Below are 18183 nucleotides of genomic sequence, written 5' to 3'. Positions count from 1 at the left end.
CCCCATAAAACTGGTTGGCCATCGCCTGGATCGTCGGATTGAACAGGTGAGTGATATTGTTGGGCACCGTGCTGCCGAACTCAGAAGCAGCAACCTTCTTCAAACCGTCGAGGTCGATCTTGAGATCGGCAAACAGGCTGCCGCCGCGCCCGAGCAGTTGGCCGGAATCCACGACCGGCAGGATGGAGCCCAGCCCCTTCAACTCCCGCTCGGTCTTGTCGCCTGCAAGTCCCATCCGGATCAGGCCATCGAGCGCCGTCGTCGGATCGGAGATCGTCGGCAGCACGTTCTTGTCGAAGAATTCGGCATAGGTCTTGTCGGCGATCGCCGAGCGCTGCTTCACGAAATCGTCGGGAAGCACCATGGAATAAAAGCCGAGCGCGGCATTATATTCCTTGAGAATGGTGGTGACGTCCTTGCCGGCTTTCAGGCCGTCGTTCAGCAGGCCACCATTGACGATATCGTGCTCGAAGGCATCCTCGACCTTCTGGCGCAGGTCCTTCATCTTCTCGTCGCGCGCGATCGTATCGTTGATGATGTCGGCAGGATCCTTGTTCGTATCGGCCGGCGCGACGCGATAACCGGAAAAAATCAGCTTGAAGGCCTTCAGCGCCTTCTCCGTCATCAGCGAGTTGACATCGGGGTCCGAGCCGAGGATGGCGATCGACTTGTCGAGATCCTTGATGATCTCCTGGTCGTTATAGATGCCGCGCTGGTTGTCGCCGAGGCTGTCCTTGTATTTGCCGAAGGTCGCCTTGGTCTGAAGCAGATCGAGATACATGATCAGCTTCTGCTCGGCAGTATAATTCTGCGGGTTTTTGACGACGTCGATGCTTTCGAAGGACTTGTCCTTGTCCTTCAGCCCTTCCATGAAGCCCTGGTTGATTTCGTTCATGAAATCGGAATTGAACAGGAGATCGATGACGGACTGGATCGGCGCGGTAGGGCTGGAATCGCCGTTCGAGGTAGCGGCAAGCGAAACGAACTTCGGGCTCGTCGTCTGTGCCGATGTCGACGAAAAAATCGTCAGGCCTGCCGTCGTCGTCCCATCAGAGGCAAAAGGCGATGTTTTCTTGACCGTGGTGCTCGTGGTCTTGCCCTGGCTTGCGGAGTTTTCGGATTTCGAACTGGAATCGGCATTTAACCGGAGAAAAGAAACCGTATCGTTGTCCGAGGATGCTGGTGCGATCGATGACATGCGTTCCCTTTGTTTTCTTTTCCGCTTTTTTTGCGGATGAGGTCGTTTACCCTGTATTCACCATATGAACGGCCTTTGAAAAATAATTCAAGTCTGGGATGCAAAGATCGGCCAACCCCTACCGGTTTCGTGCGCAAATTGGACAGCTTGAGGAAATTGCGGGAGCGGTGACGCGCCTGCTCCGGCGCGCTTCACGTGCCTTGAACGATCAACAACAGAGAGATTTGCGCGGGAAGGACGGCGATCGCCTCGACGAGCGAGGCCGCAATGCGTCGTCACCAGATGAACGACGGATCCGGCCGGAATTCGAGATGCACGGACTCGCCCATGTACCGCTCCAGCTTCTCGTTCAGCTGCTTTTCCATCTTGTCGAGCTTCTTCACGCCATTGGCCATATCCCAGAGGCCGAGCGCCAGCCCGACGCCTGAGGCGACGAGGCCAGTGACCAGTCCGGCCGCGGCAAGGCCGGCTTTGGTGGCATTGCTGAAGATGGTCACCACTTCGGGCGCCACGGTTCCGAGCCCCGAGAAGGCGCGGGACATGGCATTGGTCAGATAGAGCATCGCCTCGGAGAAGCCGATGAGCGCATTGCCGGTGCCGGCAATCCCGCCGATGATTTCGAGCGCGCCCTTGGCGCGGTCGCCGGCCTTCATCGACCGCGACGCCGAGTAGAAGCCGAGGCCCGCCATGGCGAGGCCGCCGGCCGCGCCGAGGATCTTGCCCGCCGCTTCCATCGTCTTGGGCGAGAAGCTCATGGAGATACCCCTGCCCCAACTGCCCGGCTCATTGCCGAAGGCGCTGAACGGCTTGCCGGCAACGTCGAGGTTCTTGCCGAGCCCCTCCATCGTCATGCCGACGATCTGTGTGGCCGAGCCGACCGCAGCCGCGATATCGGCCGGCGTCCACTTGCCGCCCACGCCGAGGCCGCGCGCCACCAGCACGCTCGACATGCTGAGCATCTGGACGGCATGGACGAGGCCGGCTTTATACACCTCGGCATCGATGCCGGCGGGTGTCCGGGTCTGGCGCGGCAGATCGAGCGAATCCTTGAAGGAGGCGAGTGCGTCGTCGAGCTTCATGCCGCCGCGCACCATGCGCAGCACACCGTCGACGTCGCGGGCTATGTCCTGCGCGAGGTTCTGTTTCAGTGTCTCGCCGCCGTCCGCCGGGCCGTTCTTGCTGATGAAATCCTCTGCGAACTTGTTTGCCAGCTGGCTGATGGCGTCATTCGTCGCACCGGGCACGAAGGCATCATCCGGCCCCGACAGCAACGGCTGGAGATCGACGCCCTGGCCGTCGCCGATATAGTGTTCCTTGACGATGTTGGCGAAGGTGACGTTCGCGGCGCCGAGATGCGCATCGATATAGTCTTGAGGCAGGAGATCGACGAGCGTGTTGAGCTCGGAATAATAATCCTTCAGGGCGTCTTCGAAGCTCTTGCCGGCGCCGAGCGCCCGGTCGATCGCCTTGCCGCCGCCGATATCGATCAGATAGGCGTCTTCGATGTTGGTGAGCAGATCGGAATTCTCCGGGCGCTGCAGATATTCCTTCATACCGCTCGCGAAGATGTCCGAGAGATGCTGCTGCGTCGCAGGATCGGCCGTCAGCTTTTCGATCCGTGCGTCGAGGTCCTTGCCGACACGCTCGCCATCGGGAACGCTATCGCCATATTGGTTCATATAGCCGTTGAACTGCTGCTTGATCTCGATGAGATCGTAGAGCAGCGTCGCCTTCTGCTCGGGCGTCAACTGGTCGAGGTGGTCCATATTGTCGGGCGCGACGAAATCCCGGTTTACGTTCTTCACGGCCTCGCCGAGAATGCCGTACTTGAGTTCGTCGAGCTTCTTCAGCGTCGGCTCATAGGCGGTCGACGGAGCGTAGCCGCGCAGCACCTTGCTTTCCAGGACGTCGCTGTCGTCGATCGGCCGCTCGACGACCGGCTCGATGGCATCCGAGCCCGATATGACAAGTCCCATCTTCTCGAGGCTCGATGTCAGATATTCGCTGTCGATATAAGGCAGGTCGAGAGCCTGGATGGTCTTGCTCCAGCCATTGTCCTTGGTGCCGAACATGCGCTCGGCGATCCAGGCATCGCCGCCGCTGCCGATGAAGAAACGACTGTCGGAACCGCCSGTCGCGGCGATCCCCTTGCCGGCCAGGCCGGTGGCGACCATGATCGCCGCCATGACGTCGTTGAACGAATAGCTGGCGAGATTGCTGGAGGGCAGCGGCGAGACGTTCTTGTYCCATTCGGSATTGGCCGGCAACTTCGAGACCAGGCTGGCGCCCATGACGAGGCCTTCGAGGGCCGTCTGCACCGCATGRCGGTAGCCCCAGACTTCCTTGCCGCCSGGWGCCGCCAACCGCGAYGTCAGGCGCTCCAGATTGCCGGCGAGGTCGCCGATCCCGATTTCTCCSGCGCCGAYCTTGTCGAGCAGCGGGCCGAGAAGCGCCTTGACGTCGGCCTTGAACTGATCGCGGACCTCGGCGCTGTCTYCCCCATAAAACTGGTTGGCCATCGCCTGGATCGTCGGATTGAACAGGTGRGTGATATTGTTGGGCACCGTGCTGCCGAACTCGGAAGCAGCAACCTTCTTCAAACCATCGAGATCGACCTTGAGATCGGCGCCCGAACCGGTTTCGGTCGTGCTTGCCTTTGCATCGACCAGTATCGCGCTTTTGGTCGGCGTAGACCCGACGAAGCCCAACCGCACGGCGGAGACGTCGATCGCCTGCCCGTCGCCGGCCGGAGCGATCTTGCGTATTTCGCTGGCGTCGAGGGTTTTCGCAGATGCCGGACGATGGGTCACGTCTTCGGAGCCAAGGTTCAGTACGATGGCCTCAGATCCGTTGCCAACTCGTTCCAACATCTCGTTACTCCCAATCGATGGCTGCATTCAGCGAAAAGCTGAAAGCCTCGTTAGGTCAGAAGTTTTTCAGTTATATGACAAGCGGGGGCGCCGGTCGCCAGCCTTCATCGATGTTTGCGCGAACGAGCTCGCCTGTTTTGCCATCGACTCGCCTCGGCAACAGGAACAGCTTGGCGGCACTCAAGCGCAATCGTTTCACCGCATTACCGGCTATGAACCGATCCGGGCATCACATGGTCGGGTATCGGGCAGATATACGCCTGCCCTTCGGTCTTGTCTGCCCATTCGGCCTTGGCCGCGGCCAGAAGTTCGGGTGTCGTCATCAGCGAGAGCCCGGTTGTCGCAAGCGCCTTTGCAGCATGCGCCATAGCCTTGTGAGCGGCTGCGCTCTTTCCCTGGGCGACGACCTGCCAGGTGTGAGGGTTGGTGCCGATCGCCCAGGCCGGCGTCCAGCATTGCGCCGTCGGCGTCACCCAGCTGACGTCACCGACGTCTGTTGAACCCGCACGGAAATGCGAATGGCCCTCGAACTCACGCAGGCCGAGATGCAGTGGTGTCGATCCGTCAATCTTCGCGTTGGAAAAGACATCGCCCTTGATCTGATAAAGCCGGATGCTGCTCCTGATCGCTTCGTCGGTAAAGGTTTGCTGGATCGACCTGGCAAAGGCAAGATCCGCCTCGTCGAAGGCGATCGGCCCGAGCGCCGTCATATTTACGTGCATGGCGGTTTCGAGTGTGATGTTCGGCAAGAGATTGGTCGAAGCCGTGTCGAAGACGATCTCCACCTCCGTTTCCGTCATCATGGCGGCGCCGCGCGCCACTTTCTCGACGCGTTCGGCAAGATCGAGCGCCTGCTTCATTTCCGGAGCGCGGATCAGATACAACACCTCGGCCCTTGCCTGGACGACGTTTGCCGCCTTACCGCCTGTATCGGTGATCGCATAATGCACGCGGCAGTCCTGCGGCATGTGCTCACGCAGGAAATTGACGCCGACATTCATCAACTCCACCGCGTCGAGCGCCGACCGGCCGAGATGGGCGGCGTTCGCCGCATGCGCGGCGATGCCCTTGAAACGGTAGTAATATTCGATGACCGCAAGATTGTTGGTCGAGCGCACCCCATTGAACGGCGCCGGATGCCAGGTCAGCGCCGTATCGACGTCGTCGAATAGACCGGCACGCACCATGAAGGTCTTGCCGGAGCCGCCCTCTTCACCGGGGCAGCCATAATAGCGGACGGTCCCCTGTAGATTGTTGGCCTTCATGTATCGGGCGAGCGCAATGGCTGCCATCAGCGATCCGACGCCGAGCAGATTATGACCGCAGCCATGTCCGGCGGCGCCGTCGACCAGAGCCTTGTGCGCGGCAGTGTCCGCGACCTGACTCATTGCGGCCAGCGCATCGAATTCGCCCAGAAAGGCGATGACCGGTTTGCCGGAACCGAAGTCGCCGACGAAAGCCGTCTCCATGCCCGCCATGCCGCGCCGAAGGGAGAAGCCGTTGTCCTCGAGCGTCTTGGCCAGCAGTTCCGACGAGCGTTTCTCCTCGAACTTCAGCTCGGCGAAATCCCAGATGCCGTCGCTCAGCATCGCGAATTCCGGCTTCATCGCTTCGATCGTTGCGGCAATCGATTGCACTGCATCGTGGTCCATCGCTCGTCCTCGTATTGTGCCGGCGCCATTCGGGCGCAGGAAGCCGTTCGCCGCCAGGGCGCCGTACTTTCCGCAGGAATTGAGTTGCCCGCGCCGCCGTCCGCCGGCGGCGCGGGTCAGGACTTCAGTCGACCGACACTTCCCAGAGACGGGCGTTCGATTGCCAGACCGGCTGGCCTTTCAGCTTTTTCGTGGCGCCCCAGACATCGACCATGTCGTAGAGGAAGATGCCGGGCATCTCCTTCAGCATCAGTTCGTGGAACTCGTCGAAGATCTTCTGCCGCTTCGTCTGATCGGCCTCGACATAGGCAGCCTTCATCAGCTCGATCGCCTTCGGATCATCCCACATCAGCGAGGCGTTCTTGTCCTTGTCGCCAACATAGAAGGAATACATCAGGGCCGGATCGAGACGCGGCGCGACCGATTGCGAGATGATCTGATAGTTGCCCGACCGGCGGCGATCGACCTGGGTGGCGTAGTCGAGGACCTCGATCTGTACGTTGAGACCGGCCTGCTGCAGCATCGCCTGGGCCATCACAGCGGCCGGGAAGCTCGGCACGTTGCCGCGCTTGTTGGCGATGATCGAGATCGGCTCGCCCTTGTAACCTGCCGCGGCAAGCTCTTTTTTCGCAGCCTCCAGATCATAAGGCGGACGCTGCTTCTGGGTCGCGTCGAAATAGACGGAATCCTGCGACACCATCGACCCGTTCGCTTCGCCGGTTCCGTTGGATGCGGCGGCCACCAGCTCGTCGAGATCGAGCGCCATCGCCATGGCGCGGCGAATATGCGGATTGCCGAGCACCTTGTCGCGTGTCTGGATGTAGAACAGGTTCTTGCCGTTGTTGCGTGCGATGATGAGCTGCATATTCGGGTTCGACTTGAACTCCGGAATGAGATCAGGCGAGAGTTCGGCCGTGTCGAGCACGCCCGATTCCAAGCCGGCCTTTACGGTCGATGGATCGGGGATGATCATGAACTTGATGCCGTCGGCGAGCGGCCGTTTGGAACCGACCATGCCGTCAGGTTTGCCGTCATTGGCCGGCGAAACGTAATCGGCGAATTTCTTGAGGTGGATATACTCGCCCTTCTTCCATTCGTCCCACATGAACGGTCCGGTGCCGATGGGCTTGGTGAAGCTGCCATCCGCCGCAAGGGACTCAGGCGAGATCATGCCGGTATAGCCACATTCCGGACGCGACATCAGCCCGAGGAAAACGGCCGAGGGTTTTTCGAGCTTGATTTCGACAGTCGATGCGTCGACTGCTTCCACCCCGGTCACATGCGCCGCACCGCCTTCGGTGAAGTCCGACAGGCAGGCCCATTTCGTCTCGGGCTTCAGATAACGTGTCCAATTCCACACCACGTCGTCTGCGGTGAGCGGCTTGCCGTTGTGGAATTTGACGTCGGTCCGAAGCCTGAACGTGTAAGTCAGCCCGTCCGCAGAGGTATCGACGCTCTTGGCGATCAGCGGCTTCACTTCACCGCTGTTGTTATAGCCGACAAGCCCTTCGACGATGTGCAGGATCACGCCATCGGTATTGCCGTCACGGTTGACGCCCGGATTGGCGCTGCGCAGATCGGAACTTTGCGCAATCGTGATGTCGCGTGCAGCGGCGCCACCAGCAAGCACCAGCAGGGCGACGCCTGCGAGAAGAAATCTTTTCATTGCTCTACCCTCTTTCTGTTGTTGATCATTATTGGAAAAAGCCGTCCCAGCAGGCGCGCGAAAGCCGGCCGATCGTCTCCAATGACATTGTGTAACCGGGGGTACCGTCCGGCATGACCTGCGGAACCTCGTCGGTATAGGCGGAGATGATGTAGAAGGGCGTGCCGTCGCGGTAGACGATGCCGGCGTTCATGCGGCCGCGTTTGCCGGTCCCGCCCTTGTGCGCCACCACTGTGCCGAACGGCAGGCGCGAGGGGATGGCATAACGCAGGATCTGGTTCTTCAATGTCTGCAACGCATAGGCGCTGAGTTCGGCCGAAGTGCCGAGCCGTTCCTGCACGGCAGGCGACGTCTGCGCATCGAGGATCATCTGCAGAAGCATGGTCTGGTCGCGCGCCGTGGTCGTCGTTACCGACTTCAGCGCGTGATCGGGCGAGAGCGCGAGCGGCGGGATGAGGAAACGGTGATGGGTGCCGGCAAGGCCGATCGACTTGCAGTAACCGTCGACCTCCTCCAGCGTCAGCCGCTCGAACACCATTTTGGTGCAGACATTGTCGCTGAGCACCATCATGCCGGTGATCGCGTCGCGCAAGGAGATCACGATCCCAGGCGTCAGGTAACGGAACATGCCGCTCGCCACTTCCTCGGCGAGGCGGGCCTCATAAGTGATCGGCTCGTTCAGATCGAGCCGCCCTTCATGCACGGCCTTGAGCGCCGCCATCATGATCGAGGTCTTGCGGGTGCTGGCCGAAGGAGTTTCCTCATCGGCGCCGCGTTCGATGGTCTCGCCGGTCTTCAGATTGCGAACCGAAAATCGTGTCACGAAGGGCTGGGCGTTACAGATTTCCGCCAGCCGTTCGGCGATCGCGTGGGAATTCGAAAGCGTTTCCACGTTACGTCTCCAGGCGCCATTTGAGAGTGACGCCGCCCTTGTCGTTCTGATCGAGGGCGGGAATGGCCGAGAGAAGCCGGCGCGTATAGGCTTCCTTCGGATGATCGAAAACCGTGTCGCGGTCTCCTTCCTCGATGATCCTGCCGTCTTGCATGACGACGACACGATCGGCGACCTGCTCGACGACGCCGAGATCATGGCTGATGAACAGGCAGGAAAAGCCGTGCCGCTTCTGCAATTCGGAGAAGAGCTCGAGCACCTGAGCCCTGACGGTGACGTCGAGCGCGGAGACCGGTTCATCGGCAATGAGAAAACGGGGGCGCCGCGCCACTGCCCGGGCAATCGCCACGCGCTGCCGCTGGCCGCCGGAAAGCTCGTGCGGGTAGCGATCGGCATAGGCCGCGCTCAGGCCGACTTCGTCGAGCGTCTCCAGCGCACGCTTGCGCTTGGCCGCGGAGTCGAGACCGGGGACCAGCCGCAGCGCCTCCTCGACCAGGGACAGGATCGTCATACGCGGATCGAGAGAGGAGTACGGATCCTGGAAGACCATCTGGCAATCGAGCCGGAAGCTCTTCCAGTCTTCATCGCGCGACTTCCCGCGAAACTGGATCTGACCGCTGCTTTCCCTAACGAGACCCGCGATCGTACGCCCGAATGTCGTCTTGCCCGAACCGGAGCCGCCGACAAGCGCAACAACCTCGCCTTCGTGGATATCGATGCTGACGCCGTGCAGGGCACGCTTCGGCTTGCCCTTCTTGAGCAGCGACTTGCGACCGGGATAGTCGACCACGACATTGCGCGCCGACACCATCGGCGCCCTGTTCGCATCGATCGCCCGCGCCGCACTTCGGAACGGCAAGGAAGACAGGAGCTTTCTGGTATAGGGATGCCGAGGCGCATCGAGCAAATCTTCCGTCCGCCCCTGCTCGACGATCGCGCCCTTTTCCATCACCACGATGCGGCTGGTATAGCGCGCCACCATCGGCAGGTCGTGGCTGATCAGCAGGACCGCAGTACCCTCGGCGCGCGTCAGGTCCACCATCAGTTCCATGACGTCGCGCTGGATCACGGCATCGAGCGCGGTCGTGGGTTCGTCGGCGATCAGCAGCGCCGGCTTCAAGAGCATGACCGAGGCAAGCATGATGCGCTGGCGCATGCCGCCGGAAAACTCATGCGGATAGGCGGTCAGCGCCCCATCCGGATCGCGGATCCCGACGCGGCGCAGCATGTCGAGAATGCGCTCGCGGCGTTCCTCCGCCGCAAGCTTCGTATGGAGGATCAGGCCTTCCTCCAGCTGCCTGCCGATGGTCATCGACGGGTTGAGCGAGGTCATCGGCTCCTGAAACACCACGCCGATCTCGGCTCCGCGCAGGCGGCGAAGCTCGCGATCCGGCATAGACATGACGTCCCTGCCCTTGTAGGCGACCGATCCGCCGGTAACGCGGATCGCAGGCGGCAAAAGCGAGATCAGCGCGCGGGTCGCCAATGTCTTGCCGGAACCGCTTTCGCCCACGATGCCGAAGATCTCGCCGGCTGCGATGTCGAAGCTGATGTCCTTGACTACCTTGTGGCCGGTTCCTGCAACTTCGAGCGAGAGGTTGCGAACGCTGAGCATAGTATCCGTCGTCATTTCAGGCCCCTCATGCGCGGGTCGAGCTTGTCGCGAAGCGCATCGCCCAGAAGATTGATGCCGAGCAGCGTCAGCGCGATGCAGAGGCCGGGGAAAAGACCGAGCCAGACGGCCTGCTGGATCAGCGGACGGCCGGCGGCAAGCATGTTGCCCCAGGTCGGCGCCGGCGGCGGCACGCCGAGCCCGAGAAAGGAGAGAGCACTTTCCGACAGGATGGCCCAGCCGAACATCGACGTCGCAAGGACGGTGATCGGCGCAACGCAATTCGGCAGGATGTGGCGGAACATCGTGTAGAGTTCACCATTGCCCATCACGCGCGAGGCTTCGATGAATTCGCGTTCACGCAGCGACAGAACCGTGCCGCGTACGACACGGGCCATCGATGGCGTATAGGCGATGCCGAGCGCGAAGATGATGCCATACTGGTTGGCGCCGAAGACCGCGAGCAGGCCAAGGGCGAGAAGCATGCCCGGAAAGGCAAGAAGCGCATTGTTGATCGCCATGATCACGCCATCCACCCAGCCGCGCGCGTAACCGCTGGTAAGGCCGATCATCGTGCCGCATAGCGTGGCGAAACACACGGTCAGGAAGCCGATCCAGACACTCGCCCGGGCGCCGACCATCAGCCGGCTCAAAACGTCGCGTCCGAACTCATCCGTTCCGAGCAGATGCTGGGCGTTCGGGGCAGCGAGCCTTGCCGTGAAAGAGAGCTTCATCGGATCGAAGGGCGTCCAGAAGATGCCGGTCGCGGCGGTGATCAGAAGGATGGCGATCAGGATGCCGCCGACCAGTCCGTTGAGAGTGAACGTCTTCATTCGGCAACCACCCGGGGATCGAACAGGGGATAGAGCAGATCGACCACGAGATTGACCAGCACATAGGAAAGGGAAACGAAGAGCAGACAGCCCTGGATGACCGGATAGTCGCGAGCGAATATGCTGTCGACCATCAGCCGGCCGAGACCGGGGATCGTGAACACCGTCTCGATGACGGCAATACCGCCGAGCAGATTGCCGAGGATCAGACCGATCATCGTCCAGGTCGGACCAAAGGCGTTCTTGAAGGTGTGACGCCACAGGACGGCACTTTCAGACAGTCCCTTGGCGCGTGCGTGGGTGATATAATCGAGACGCAGGACCTCGAGCGCGGAGGCGCGCGCCATGCGGATCAGCACACCCATTTCGTGAATGACCAGCGTCATGACAGGCAGGGCCAGATAGAGCAGGCCGCCAACCAGATTGTCTCCGATCGACACATAGCCGAGGACCGGCAGCCAGCCGAGCGTCAGCCCGAAAAACAGCAGGAGCAGCAGCCCCAGCCAGAATGTGGGGATCGACAGCAGGATCGTTGCACCACCGACGAGCGCCAGATCCGTCAGGCTATTTTGCCGCCATGCGGCGATCACGCCCGCCGGCACGGCAATGAGGCTCGCCAGGAGCACGGCGATGACGACGATCTCGGCGCTGATAAGAAAACGCGACGCCACCAGCGGCAAGACCGCCTCCCCGTTCACGATCGACTTTCCGAAGTCGCCATGCAGGGCATTGCCGGCCCAGATGAGAAATTGCTGCGGCAGCGACCGGTCGAGACCGAGCTCGATGCGCATGGCGGCGATCTGATCGGGCTGCGCCATGTCGCCCAGCATCAGGGCGGCCGGATCGCCCGGAATGAAACGGATCAGTGCAAAAACCGTCACGGAGACGAGCACGATCGTCGGAAGCGCCATCACCAGACGGCTTAGGATGAATCTCAGCATTGGTTCCCCACGATCGGCAGCCGCTTTTCTGTCGGCCGCCATCGATTTCGTTGGGTCAAACTATGAGGGATTGACGAAAGAGGCGCAATATTATGCGTAATCGTCATATGTTTATGCAGAGTCGGAGGAGAGGCCGACATCGATCAGAATGTTTACTCATGCCTCTAATGACATGAAATCAATCTGTTTTCTGTGAAAACTCGATCTGTTTCTTCAATGCGTTGCTCAATCCCTGTGCCGCGATCGACAGCGGGACACCGGCCGCTCGTGCCAAGCCGAACTCCTGCTTGGCCGTCGGGATGAACGGCCGTTGGATCACAGGCAGATGGCGATAGAGGTTTGCGTAAAAGCTGCTGATGATCGTGACACCCAGGCCGTGCGCAACGTAAGCGCAGGCAGAACTGTTGGTATGTGTCTCGATCTTGACCATCTGCGTGACGCCGGCGCGCTTGAACTCCTGATCCAGCGCCATCCGATTCGGCCGCTGCCGCCCGATGAGGACGAGCGGTACGTTGCGCAGGTTCTTGATGGTGATCTCGCTCAGCTCCGCCAGCGGATGATCCCTAGGGATGACGCAGACGCTCTCTCCCTTCGCCACGCGATCGATCTCAATGCCGGGTCCAGTCTCCCCCTCCATGCGCAGGAAGCCGATGTCGATGACACGTTCCTCGACCAGCTTGCTGATCGCCGTGGTCGTTTCGAAGAATGTCTCGATCCGCACGCCCGGAAATTCGCGCACATAGTCGAGAAGCATCGCAGGCGCAAAATTCTCCCACATGCTGCTCGGCAGTCCGATCCGCACGATCTCCGGTCCCGATGCCCCCTTGCGCAGATCCTCCGCATGACCAGTCATCCGATCGACGGCGAGAAGGACGTTTTCGGCATCGCGGGCAAGGACGATCGCCTCGGGCGTTGCGATCAGCCGGCCCTTGTCACGCACGAACAGCGTGATCGAAAGATCCTTTTCCAGTTGCTGCAGGATGCGGCTTACACCGGACTGGCTGAGCCCCATGGCCTTGGCGGCGGCTATGGTCGATCCGGTCGCGAGCAATGTACGCAGCACTTCGAGCTGTTTGATATTCATGAAATGGCACCTCGTCGGGCAGGGTCGGTCATTGCGGCCAGTCGGCGATCGATTGCAGGAATAATCCCGCAACCTTTGGAAGCGGATTCCTTTCGCTGCTGACGAGACCGTAGGTCACCGGCAGGTCCGGCTTCAGCGGGATCAGATGGAGCGGCTGGCCGGCATATTCACGCGCGATGAGGTCTCCGACCAGGGCTATGCCGAGGCCTTCGGCGGCAAGCGCACAGGCGCTTGCAACGGAATGCGCCTCCAGAAGCGGGCGTTGCCGCAGCCCGTGCTGATAGAACAGTGCCTCCAACTGATGCCTGACGGGCCTCTCGCGATTGAGGACGATCAGATCTTGTCCCTTCAGGTCGCCGATCAAAAGCGACGAGCGTCCGGCCAAAGCGTGGCCCTCGTGAAGCGCACAAGTCACATGTGACGGTATGATCCGCTCCTGCCTGAGGCCGGGCGTCGTCAGCGGCAAACGCGTGAAACCGATATCGGCTTCTCCGTCAACAACCATGCGTTCGATGGCAAGATAGCTTCCGGATGCCACCTCGATACGCACCGGGCCGTTGGCGGCCAGGAATGTGCGCAGCATCTTGGGCACGCGCGTCGATGAGAGACTGGCCGGGAACGCAAGCCGCAGCATGATCTCGCGCGAGCGACCGCTCTCAAGCTCCGCCGCCGCAGTTTTCAAGGCGCGCAATCGGTCGGAAATGGCACGGATTTCCGGGCCGAGCTCCAGCCCTTCGCGGGTCGGTTGAAGCCGGTTCTTTTCCCGTTCGAAGAGCCGAACCCCGAGATAGTCCTCCAACTGCTGCAACAGGCGGCTGGCATTCGATTGCGATATCCCGAGCTCGGCGGCGGCGGCAATCGTCGAGCCTGTCGCGGCGATAGCGTCATAGGCCTCGATATGTTTCAAGCTGATCGCCGCACTCGCGTCGCGTACCATTCTATCTCCGATATCGATAGCACTACCCGCAAACCGCATAAGATTGCGGGCTTGCAGAAAGTTGAACATTTTCCGCGAAGGAACCAAACTCACGGAAAGACTTTCGTCAATGGCCACCATTCTCCAGAAGATCGCGGAACAGGTTCTGTCCCGAACCACGTTCTCAAGCCTCGCCATGGACAGGGCAAGGGATGCCGCGGTCGACACCATCGGCTGTATGATCGCCGGCAGGAACGATGAAAGCGTCGCCGCGCTCACCCGCGCCTTCGACCGGGAAATCGCCCAAGGCGGCGAGGCGCGCCTCGTGACCGGCGGCTCCGCCTCGGCCTCGCTTGCAGCGCTCATCAACGCAACGGCTGCTCACGCGCTCGATTTCGATGACAATTTCCATCCGGCAAGGGCACACGCTTCCGCAGTGCTGGTGCCTGCATTGTTGGCGGTTCTCACGAGCGGCGCGGTCACGAGTGGAAGACGTTTTCTCGAATCCTATTTGGCCGGGCTGGAAGCGCAGGCAGCCATCGGCCTTGGCGTCAATCCCTCTCATTACAACAGGGGCTGGCACGCGACCGCCACAGTTGGCGGCATCGGAGCCGCGGCCGGCGTGGCACGGCTTCTCGGCGCCGGCAAAGAGGTCACGGCCGCGGCCATGAGCCTCGCGACCAGCTTCGCCTGCGGCCCGAAAGGACAATTCGGCACGACCGCCAAGCCGCTTCACGCGGGCATCGCCGCGCGCAATGCGGTGGATGCGGTGCGCATGGCGCTTGCCGGCATGAGCGGGCGGCCTGATATTCTCGAGCGGCGGCAAGGCTTCCTCGATCTTTTCGGGGGTGACGAAGCCCACGGCTGGGAAGGCCTGACATTCGACGAGACGCATATCATCGAGAGCCGGGGGTTGGTGACCAAGCGCCATCCCTGCTGCGCCTCGACCCATCGCGCGATCGACGCGCTTCTGGATCTAAAGCAGGAGCATGCGCTTGCGGCCGATGATATCGTCAGGATCGAGACCAAAGTCGGCATATCCGCCGCCCGCAACCTCGCCTATCCCACCCCCGCCGACGAGATGCAGGCCCGCTTCTCGATGCAATATTGCCTGGCGACGGCCTTCCTGAAAGGTTCCCTCAGCCTTTCGGACTTTACGCGACAGGAGATCCAGCGGCCGGAAATTCGGGAGTTTATGCCGCGCATCGAAATGCAGTCTTATTCGCCCGAAGAAGAAAAAGGCGTAGAGCGCCTGCCGCACGTCGTCACCGTCACGACGCGGAACGGCCGCATCTACAGCAAGTCCCGCCTCCACGCCAAAGGCTCGATCGAAGCGCCGATGAGCGACGGAGAACGCGAAGTTAAGTTCATGGATTGTTTGCGCTGGGCAAACAGACACGCTTCCGAAGCCGATTTCCAACGGCTTGGCGCCCTGGCGGAGTTTGAAACATTGTCTCGCGACAATGCATTCTGGAGCCTGATTTCAGACGGCCCACATCCCCGGCCTGGCCCATGAGACCCGGCTACGGTCTGCCAACCTGGCCGAGCTATATGGCGGATAGAGCAAGGACCGGACTCGTTGCCGTCGCGGCACCATCAGACGCATCGGCGCGGGTTTTTTTGTCACCGCCCGTCGCTTATCGCGCAAATTCTCGACCGCTGCCGGGCGGCCCGAATCGGAGCGGCAGCCGACAGAACGTCCTGGCGCAGCAGCCACACGCCCGGCCGTTTCCGATACGGCGCACCGCATGAAAGCCAGCTCCACCAAAACGGACTACTCCGGCCGCCGGGCCACCTCCTATTGGGCGAATGGATGAGGGCAGGCAAAAGTGAGAGAATTCGCCGCCCGGAAAGTCTCCACGCTTGGAGACTTATGACGCCTGGAGGTGTGCCATGAGGGCTCTCAGCTCCGCATTGACGCTGTGCATTGCGATCGCGCTTTGCGCGCCGCATGCCACATATGTCAGCCTGCCCGGATATGCATTCAAGACGAAGCCGAACTGTCAGCGCCACGTACCGAAGACGAGATTCGACGAAAGATGCGATTGGCCGAGACTGGGCTTCAAGGACTTCACGCCCCCGCTTGTGACCGTGCTCGGGATCTGAAGATCCTGTTCAGCCTCTTCGTAAATCACCGCAGTCCAGACGCGCTTGGCAGCCCGGGGCGTTCATCCCTTCGCCAGTTCTTTATCCACCGCGGAAACCAGGCGCGAATCATCCGCCGTCACATCAGGCGCGAAGCGGGCGGCGATTTTGCCGTCGCGGCCGATCAGGAATTTTTCGAAGTTCCAGAGGATGTCGTCCTCGTCGCCGCCTGATATGCCGTGGGCTTTCAGGCGTTCGCGCATCGGGCCGTCGCCTGTCGTCGCAACACCCGACTTGGTCAATTGCCGGTAAAGCGGGTGCTGGGCCTCGCCCTTGACGGAGATTTTCGAGAAGATCGGGAATTTGACGTCATAGGTGAGAGTGCAGAAGTCGAGGATCTCGGCGTCGGTGCCGGGCTCCTGGCCCTTGAAGTCGTTGGCGGGAAAAGCGGCGATGACGAAGCCGCGCTCGCGCTTTTCCTCATAGAGTTTCTCAAGCCCCTCATATTGCGGCGTCAGCCCGCATTTGGAGGCGACGTTGACGATCAGGAGCACCCTGCCCTTGTATTCGTTGAGCGTGGTTTCACGACCATCCACTGTCTTGACAGGGATATCCAGCACATTGCCCGTCACGGGAGCCTCCATTTCGAAAGAACATTTTCGCCGAACTTAACGATATCGCCGCCGTTGTCATCAGCGTCGGGGTCAACTCGGCTTCAGGATAAGCCGGTGCGGCTTCCGGCCGCACCGGGCCTGAAAGCTCAGGCGGGGGATGTTTCCCTCACATCGTCGAGCAGGAAGTGCACGACGATATAATCGGTCTTGTAATGGCGGCCGCTCTCCGACACGGCGTCGACGCTGCCGCCGTCCTTCGGATGCCAGGCGTGGTAGTGAGGGTTGGTTGTGATCAGGGTGATGGCCTTGCCTGCGAAACTTTCCTCGCCAAGGCGGAAGCGCATCTCGGCGAGCGGCCAGATCCGCTCGTAATCCTCCATGGTGATGCGCGCCTTCAGCGCTTTGCGGCGCAACGGCGCTTCGCCGGCCTCGGCGGGTAATTCCAGCATCACCTCCTCGGCTCCGCTGATAATGGCGTTGAATTCTTCAGGCCACATGCGTCTCATGAAATCGCTCCTCCCGAGGCTCTTCCGTCAGTCCACAGGTGAAACTTAGCGGTTTACACGAAAGAAGCAAATTCCTGTCATGCGGTTGTCATCCGCACCGACTGCTCCTACGTTCCCCTCGAACCGCATCAGGGCCGTCAGCCGCCCGCAATTCCGAGATCAGAGATGAAAACACGTGAAGAAAGGCAGGCGCTGCGGGCGAGCATGCCGCGCACGGCACTCAGCGCCCGTCATATGGAAAACGCCCGGCTGCTGCCGGATCGCAGCGAACTGCTCTATCGTATCCCGAACGGCGGCATCGGCGTCGAGGTGGGAGCGGCCTTCGGCGAATATACGGCGGAGATTCTGGAAAAGAACCGCCCGGCGCAGCTCTACCTCATCGATCCCTGGTCGATGGATCGCTACAGTTCCGGCCTCGATTCGATCCATACGCAGTTCGGGGCCGAGATCGAGGCCGGCCGGCTGCATCTGATGCAGGGCACGTCGCTCGAAAAACTCGCCGAATTCGAGGATGATTTCCTCGACTGGGCCTATATCGACACCGACCACTCGTTCGAGCTCACATGGCAGGAGCTGCTGCTTTGCGAGAGGAAGGTGAAGCGGACGGGGCGCATCGCCGGCCATGATTTCTGCACCGGCAACACGGTCAAGCCGATCGTCTACGGCGTCGTCGAGGCGGTCACCAAGTTCTGCAAGGATTACGGCTGGCAATTCGAGTTTCTGACGGTCGAATCACATGCGCATTTTTCCTATTGCCTGAAGCGCCTCTGATCAGCTTACGCCTTGCCGGAATATTGCTCGTCGCTGACCTGTTCCATCCAGTCGGCCACGCGGCCATCCAGCGCTTCCTGGATGGCGATATGCGTCATTGCCGTGTCCGGGCCGGCGCCGTGCCAGTGTTTTTCGCCGGGCGCGAACCAGATCGTGTCGCCGGCGCGAATCTCCTGGATTTCGCCACCCCAGCTCTGGGCGAGGCCCTTGCCCGATGTGACGATCAGCGTCTGGCCGAGCGGATGGGTGTGCCAGGCCGTGCGGGCGCCGGGTTCGAAGGTAACGGAGGTTGCCCTCACCCGCGCCGGCGCCGGCGCCTCCATCAACGGGTCCTGGCGAACGGCCCCGGTGAAATAGTCGGCCGGCGGTTTTATCGAAGGGCTGGAGCCGACGGGTTTGATCTCCATGATCTTTCCTTTTCCATCCAATAGAGTTGAAGCCTCGTCTTCCGACGATATTTCATCGAGGCGAGCGATCAAGGCCGGATCGGCAATTGCCGCACCGTCGCCCGGCTGATAGGCCAGTGTCTTTCATAACCTGAGG

The 18183-nt window shown here is 61.1% G+C and carries 16 protein-coding genes and 1 pseudogene; 4 read left to right on the top strand and 13 right to left on the bottom strand.

Annotated elements, in window-relative coordinates:
* Nucleotides 1-895, bottom strand: a pseudogene (locus QD408_RS05235) (hypothetical protein); the annotation flags it as partial.
* 25 nt (nucleotides 896-920) lie between these two features.
* On the opposite strand from QD408_RS05235, the gene QD408_RS05230 reads away from it, so the two are divergent.
* Nucleotides 921-1238 (top strand): hypothetical protein, encoded by a 318-nt coding sequence (locus tag QD408_RS05230; RefSeq protein WP_414138564.1) that lies wholly within the window; start codon nucleotides 921-923, stop codon nucleotides 1236-1238.
* Nucleotides 1239-1473: 235 nt separating this feature from the next.
* Here QD408_RS05230 and QD408_RS05225 read toward each other — a convergent pair whose 3' ends face one another.
* From QD408_RS05225 to QD408_RS05185, 9 genes are all read right to left on the bottom strand, one after another.
* Nucleotides 1474-4068 (bottom strand): hypothetical protein, encoded by a 2595-nt coding sequence (locus QD408_RS05225; protein WP_414138563.1) that lies wholly within the window; start codon nucleotides 4066-4068, stop codon nucleotides 1474-1476.
* Nucleotides 4069-4271: 203 nt separating this feature from the next.
* The gene (locus QD408_RS05220) at nucleotides 4272-5720 is read right to left on the bottom strand and encodes a M20 family metallopeptidase (protein WP_414138562.1); all 1449 of its coding nucleotides are present in this window, start codon (nucleotides 5718-5720) and stop codon (nucleotides 4272-4274) included.
* Nucleotides 5721-5844: 124 nt separating this feature from the next.
* Nucleotides 5845-7386, bottom strand: coding sequence for an ABC transporter substrate-binding protein (locus tag QD408_RS05215; protein ID WP_414138561.1), 1542 nt, complete (start codon nucleotides 7384-7386; stop codon nucleotides 5845-5847).
* Between the two features lie 28 nt (nucleotides 7387-7414).
* A complete protein-coding gene (locus QD408_RS05210) occupies nucleotides 7415-8278 on the bottom strand; it encodes a serine hydrolase (RefSeq protein ID WP_414138560.1) in 864 nt (287 codons plus the stop codon).
* 1 nt (nucleotide 8279) lies between these two features.
* Entirely contained in the window at nucleotides 8280-9908 is a 1629-nt protein-coding gene (locus tag QD408_RS05205; RefSeq protein WP_414138559.1) for an ABC transporter ATP-binding protein, read from the bottom strand.
* Nucleotides 9905-10723, bottom strand: a complete 819-nt coding sequence (locus tag QD408_RS05200; protein ID WP_414138558.1) for an ABC transporter permease — start codon at nucleotides 10721-10723, stop codon at nucleotides 9905-9907. The genes QD408_RS05205 and QD408_RS05200 overlap by 4 nt, the downstream gene beginning before the upstream one ends.
* Nucleotides 10720-11664, bottom strand: a complete 945-nt coding sequence (locus QD408_RS05195; protein ID WP_414138557.1) for an ABC transporter permease — start codon at nucleotides 11662-11664, stop codon at nucleotides 10720-10722. The genes QD408_RS05200 and QD408_RS05195 overlap by 4 nt, the downstream gene beginning before the upstream one ends.
* A 178-nt stretch (nucleotides 11665-11842) precedes the next feature.
* A complete protein-coding gene (locus QD408_RS05190; protein ID WP_414138556.1) occupies nucleotides 11843-12748 on the bottom strand; it encodes a LysR family transcriptional regulator in 906 nt (301 codons plus the stop codon).
* Nucleotides 12749-12776: 28 nt separating this feature from the next.
* Nucleotides 12777-13754, bottom strand: coding sequence for a LysR family transcriptional regulator (locus QD408_RS05185; RefSeq protein ID WP_414138555.1), 978 nt, complete (start codon nucleotides 13752-13754; stop codon nucleotides 12777-12779).
* Between the two features lie 40 nt (nucleotides 13755-13794).
* Here QD408_RS05185 and QD408_RS05180 point away from each other — a divergent pair, with 40 nt between their 5' ends.
* Together QD408_RS05180 and QD408_RS05175 are read left to right on the top strand one after the other, a co-directional pair.
* The gene (locus QD408_RS05180; protein ID WP_414138554.1) at nucleotides 13795-15180 is read left to right on the top strand and encodes an MmgE/PrpD family protein; all 1386 of its coding nucleotides are present in this window, start codon (nucleotides 13795-13797) and stop codon (nucleotides 15178-15180) included.
* A gap of 377 nt (nucleotides 15181-15557) precedes the next feature.
* The gene (locus QD408_RS05175) at nucleotides 15558-15770 is read left to right on the top strand and encodes a hypothetical protein (protein WP_414138553.1); all 213 of its coding nucleotides are present in this window, start codon (nucleotides 15558-15560) and stop codon (nucleotides 15768-15770) included.
* A gap of 62 nt (nucleotides 15771-15832) precedes the next feature.
* Here QD408_RS05175 and QD408_RS05170 read toward each other — a convergent pair whose 3' ends face one another.
* Together QD408_RS05170 and QD408_RS05165 are read right to left on the bottom strand one after the other, a co-directional pair.
* Nucleotides 15833-16381, bottom strand: coding sequence for a glutathione peroxidase (locus tag QD408_RS05170; protein ID WP_088685525.1), 549 nt, complete (start codon nucleotides 16379-16381; stop codon nucleotides 15833-15835).
* A gap of 128 nt (nucleotides 16382-16509) precedes the next feature.
* Nucleotides 16510-16869: a hypothetical protein gene (locus QD408_RS05165; RefSeq protein WP_088685413.1), complete on the bottom strand. Its 360-nt coding sequence runs from the start codon at nucleotides 16867-16869 to the stop codon at nucleotides 16510-16512.
* Between the two features lie 165 nt (nucleotides 16870-17034).
* Here QD408_RS05165 and QD408_RS05160 point away from each other — a divergent pair, with 165 nt between their 5' ends.
* The gene (locus tag QD408_RS05160; protein ID WP_414138552.1) at nucleotides 17035-17640 is read left to right on the top strand and encodes a class I SAM-dependent methyltransferase; all 606 of its coding nucleotides are present in this window, start codon (nucleotides 17035-17037) and stop codon (nucleotides 17638-17640) included.
* A gap of 5 nt (nucleotides 17641-17645) precedes the next feature.
* Here QD408_RS05160 and QD408_RS05155 read toward each other — a convergent pair whose 3' ends face one another.
* On the bottom strand, nucleotides 17646-18068 hold the full coding sequence (locus tag QD408_RS05155; RefSeq protein WP_414138551.1) for a cupin domain-containing protein: 423 nt from the start codon (nucleotides 18066-18068) through the stop codon (nucleotides 17646-17648).
* Between the last annotated feature and the right edge of the window lie 115 nt (nucleotides 18069-18183).

Source organism: Rhizobium sp. BR 249 (genome assembly GCF_047445895.1).
Classification (GTDB): domain Bacteria; phylum Pseudomonadota; class Alphaproteobacteria; order Rhizobiales; family Rhizobiaceae; genus Rhizobium.
Note: the sequence above shows the minus strand (reverse complement) of the source record. Positions and strands in the feature narration are given on the sequence as shown.

Bases quoted from the DNA above. Each gene is read 5' to 3' on its own strand.
- QD408_RS05195 (WP_414138557.1), bottom strand. From the start codon at position 11,664: ATGCTGAGATTCATCCTAAGCCGTCTGGTGATGGCGCTTCCGACGATC.
- QD408_RS05180 (WP_414138554.1), top strand. From the start codon at position 13,795: ATGGCCACCATTCTCCAGAAGATCGCGGAACAGGTTCTGTCCCGAACC.
- QD408_RS05215 (WP_414138561.1), bottom strand. From the start codon at position 7,386: ATGAAAAGATTTCTTCTCGCAGGCGTCGCCCTGCTGGTGCTTGCTGGT.
- QD408_RS05200 (WP_414138558.1), bottom strand. From the start codon at position 10,723: ATGAAGACGTTCACTCTCAACGGACTGGTCGGCGGCATCCTGATCGCC.
- QD408_RS05160 (WP_414138552.1), top strand. From the start codon at position 17,035: ATGAAAACACGTGAAGAAAGGCAGGCGCTGCGGGCGAGCATGCCGCGC.
- QD408_RS05190 (WP_414138556.1), bottom strand. From the start codon at position 12,748: ATGAATATCAAACAGCTCGAAGTGCTGCGTACATTGCTCGCGACCGGA.
- QD408_RS05175 (WP_414138553.1), top strand. From the start codon at position 15,558: ATGAGGGCTCTCAGCTCCGCATTGACGCTGTGCATTGCGATCGCGCTT.
- QD408_RS05165 (WP_088685413.1), bottom strand. From the start codon at position 16,869: ATGAGACGCATGTGGCCTGAAGAATTCAACGCCATTATCAGCGGAGCC.
- QD408_RS05230 (WP_414138564.1), top strand. From the start codon at position 921: ATGACGGACTGGATCGGCGCGGTAGGGCTGGAATCGCCGTTCGAGGTA.
- QD408_RS05205 (WP_414138559.1), bottom strand. From the start codon at position 9,908: ATGACGACGGATACTATGCTCAGCGTTCGCAACCTCTCGCTCGAAGTT.
- QD408_RS05220 (WP_414138562.1), bottom strand. From the start codon at position 5,720: ATGGACCACGATGCAGTGCAATCGATTGCCGCAACGATCGAAGCGATG.
- QD408_RS05185 (WP_414138555.1), bottom strand. From the start codon at position 13,754: ATGTTCAACTTTCTGCAAGCCCGCAATCTTATGCGGTTTGCGGGTAGT.